Source organism: Parasegetibacter sp. NRK P23 (genome assembly GCF_023721715.1).
GTDB lineage: Bacteria > Bacteroidota > Bacteroidia > Chitinophagales > Chitinophagaceae > Parasegetibacter.
This window is the reverse complement of the sequence record NZ_JAMDLG010000018.1, coordinates 1-3,506: the sequence shown is the minus strand read 5'-3', so window position 1 is coordinate 3,506 and position 3,506 is coordinate 1. Positions and strand designations below refer to the sequence as shown.

4 protein-coding genes are annotated in these 3,506 nt (G+C 36.3%); 3 read left to right on the top strand and 1 reads right to left on the bottom strand.

Features of this window, described 5'->3' with window-relative positions; translation table 11 throughout:
- Positions 1–527: 527 nt before the first annotated feature.
- From M4J38_RS18780 to M4J38_RS18770, 3 genes are all read left to right on the top strand, one after another.
- Positions 528–956 carry a contact-dependent growth inhibition system immunity protein gene (locus tag M4J38_RS18780; protein WP_251761349.1) on the top strand — a complete coding sequence of 143 codons (429 nt, stop codon included), beginning with the start codon at positions 528–530 and terminating at the stop codon, positions 954–956.
- Positions 957–1,101: 145 nt separating this feature from the next.
- Positions 1,102–1,803, top strand: a complete 702-nt coding sequence (locus tag M4J38_RS18775) for a pentapeptide repeat-containing protein (RefSeq protein ID WP_251761348.1) — start codon at positions 1,102–1,104, stop codon at positions 1,801–1,803.
- Between the two features lie 168 nt (positions 1,804–1,971).
- On the top strand, positions 1,972–2,754 hold the full coding sequence (locus tag M4J38_RS18770; protein WP_251761347.1) for a hypothetical protein: 783 nt from the start codon (positions 1,972–1,974) through the stop codon (positions 2,752–2,754).
- A 251-nt stretch (positions 2,755–3,005) separates the two neighbouring features.
- On the opposite strand, the gene M4J38_RS19725 is transcribed toward M4J38_RS18770, so the two are convergent.
- Positions 3,006–3,227 (bottom strand): helix-turn-helix domain-containing protein, encoded by a 222-nt coding sequence (locus M4J38_RS19725; RefSeq protein WP_251761346.1) that lies wholly within the window; start codon positions 3,225–3,227, stop codon positions 3,006–3,008.
- Between the last annotated feature and the right edge of the window lie 279 nt (positions 3,228–3,506).

The following is a 3,506-nucleotide window of genomic DNA, read 5'->3' as shown; positions in this document are numbered from 1 at the left end:
AGTAAATTCAATCAAGGCAAGACTGTTTACGTTTTCAACTCCCGGCCATCGCAAAGCCGTTACGTTGCCTGCAACCTTTAAGACCGCTTTACTAGCGTATAGGGCTGACAATTTAAATGAAATCAGAATTATAATTTATAAGACATGAGTTGGGACGTTGTAGTATTTAATTCAAGAATTAAAATTCAGTCAATTGAAGAGGTAGATGAAGAGCAATTGGAGCCGACAGATTTTTGTTATGCTTTAGAGAGTCATTTTGGCCAGATTAAATCAGACGGCAATCATAGGGAAATTAGGGGGAAGACTTTGTTATTGATTATTTTATCGACGAGGAGCCTGTCGGCAATAAAATACTAAGTTTATATGGTGAGCGTGCGCTTTATGAATTGGTTGTTTTAGCTATAAAGTATAATTGGCAAATTTTTGATACTGGCATTGAACAGATGATAGATTTGAAAAATCCATCTGTCAATGGATACGAAAATTTTCAACAGTATCTTGAATATGTACTAAGACAAAAGGATTAAGTGAAAAAAAAGGAAAATAACTGGCGGCATAAAAGCATTGAAAATTTGGAGAAACGTGATTTCGGAAGTTCAGATGATGCTCCCACTAGAATGGTTAAGCGATGTTTGGACTTTTGCAAAGTTTCGCTTGACCAATTCACCGTAGAGGATTTGAGGCTGATTGTTGGGCAAGAGTTTGCGTTGACATATCTTATTCCTTTGGCAATTGAGCATTTACAAAAAGATATTTTTTCAGAAGGAGATTTGTATCCAGGTGACTTACTAAAGAATGTTCTTTCGATTGATAAAGGATTCTGGTTGGAAAATAAAAATTATTGGGACGGAATAAATGGCTTGATTGAACCCAAACGCCGCGATCTGACTGCCAATGATATATCAACGACATTATTTGACACAGCTTTCAGTCAGCCAGGCAGCAGGCAACAATAGTTTACTGAATAGCCGGGCAGACGGGTAATGTGATGTTCTTCTTTCCAATTAAATTCAATCGCGGCAAGACTGTGAACGTTTAAAATCCCGTCCATCAGTAAGCCTTTACGTTACCAGCAACTTTATGACGACAGTAACTTACATAATGAGCATCATAGAAGAATATAATGCAGGATATCGATTTTTTATAAATCTTGAGTTTGACAAGGGAGAAAAATTAAATAGACAATTACTTTCCGATTCAATATTTGAGAATTGCTGTTTTTCTGTTGACTTTTCGCAAACAGACTTCACGAATACAAAGTTTACAAATTGTAATCTGAAATGCAGCGACTTCTCAGGGTGCAATTTGACAAATACAACCTTTGAAAACTGTTCACTTGAAAGTACTGATTTTAAAAATGCTAGAATTTATGGAACAAGGTTGAATAATTGCCATTGTTATGGACAAGTGGTTACGCTGAATACATCCACTGGAGAACTTGAAACCTTCAAAGACTCTTTAGTTAATGAACTCTATAATAATGTTCCCGAGTTTAGCAAGGTTGCAGAGCATTTGAATGACGAATTACCTTATATTGTTTATGAGGAGCTTAGTACAAAACTATTTGAAGATATTACAACAAACAATGGAACTACTAACTTCACCTTAAAGTGCTTTCAGTTTTTCAACTTGCTTGGCGACAGAAATGACGAAAACATTGATAATTTGCTCGTAGTTGGAGTTTATGAAGGACTTTATGCTAATAAAAAATGTAATGACATTGCTCTACAATTACTTGAAGGTCGCAATAAAGATATCTACGAACATTGGATGATAAATGGAAGCATACGTGCAGACTACTAACATAAGAAAAGCTGCTGGTAACATCGGTTTACTGTCAGCCGGGTAAGACGGTAAACGTGATGTTCATTTTTCAAAGTAAATTCACTCACGGCAAGACTGTTTACGTTTCTAAACTCCCGTCCGTCAGTAAGCCGTACCGTTAGTAGCCATTTTAGAGACACCCTACAAGTGAAGAAACTTTTACCAATCATATTGCTTTTTACGGCTTGTACGACAAACCCAAATAAAGTTGACAAAGCCACAGTTTCAAAAGACACTTTGGTATCACAAAGTTCACAACGCAAAGACATTTCTGACCCAACAAACACTTTAAACGGCAAGACAGAAACATTAGAGTTAAACTATATTGTTTGGGGCTGTGCTTGTGCTAATTGGGTGACACCTGCTGACTTTAAAAAGTACGAAGATGATAAACTTGCAGAGCATTGCATTTTTATTGAGCCGGCAAACAAAGATTTAAAACTACCTATGTACTTTGACCCAGGACGACACTTTATTAAAGTTACAGGACAGTTTTATGTAAGGCCAGACTATCCAAAGGGAACAATTAAAGGCGAAGAACAGTTAGACAAAGCAAAAGTGTTTCGTTATACAAAGATTGATGTGTTCAAAAAGGATATTGAATATTCAACAAAAGACGACACGACACTTAACTTATCTTACAACGCAATAGAATGTACTTGTGCTCAATGGAGTGACACAAAATCATCGACTGACACTGTAAGAGAATATTATTTTTTAGAGCCTGCTAGTGATAAACTCATCAAAGCTGACAAATTGTGGCAAGGCAACAATCTTCCGTTACAAATTCAAGTAACTGGACAAATCGTTTCTTATGCAGGTTATCCTACTGGTTACAATCCAACCAAAGGCGACCCAAAAGCAGAAATGGTTTTTCGTTACACAAAAATAAAAGTCATTAGAAACGGGCAGACAAAAAACGGCTACTAACAGTAGTTTACTGAATAGCCGGGTAGACGGGGTACGTGGTAAGTGGTGTTCAGTTTTTAAAATAAATTCACTCGCGGCAAGACTGTTTACGTTTCTAAAATCCCGGCCATCAGTAAGCCGTACCGTTGGGCGAAAATTTATGAACAGCAAAAATTTAATTTTCTATTCTGGACTAAGAAAAAATATTGGAAGACCTAAATTTTTTGGTGTTTGTGATATTACAGTATTTCGTTTTTTGCAATGCTCCTCATTTATTGAATCCCGCTAAGCAACTTTGACAGAGGGATGTTTAACGCGGTTGAAATTTCATAAAGGGAAAATATAGTTGGATTCACCTTGCCGTTTTCAATCTTTTCAATTGCTTGACGATCTTTACTACAAGCCCTTGCTAAGTCAGCTTGACTCCAGCCAGCTTGAGTTCTTAATTCAATTATTCTCTGACCAATTTTTGTTTGTAGTTGTATCTTATTCACTATGCTAATTTGGTTTATTTGCTAAATAAAAGCGTCATATTTTATTTGACAGTTCAAGAAAGATCGCTAGATTTGTCATATAAAATTTGACAAGATGGAAAAAGTGAGAAAGACAAAGGTTTACTCTGAAATTAGGCAAAGGACCTATGATTGTGTCAGCGGCCCCCAATTCCGTCAGTTTTAGAGTAGAGTTATCTCTTTATCTTTAAACAGTTAACTACGATGAAAAAGACAAGATTTACCGAGAGCCAAATAGTGGCTGCGATCAAGCAACAGGAA

Excerpts from the sequence above, each read along its gene's own strand:
- M4J38_RS18775 (WP_251761348.1), top strand. The coding sequence starts at position 1,102 with ATGAGCATCATAGAAGAATATAATGCAGGATATCGATTTTTTATAAAT.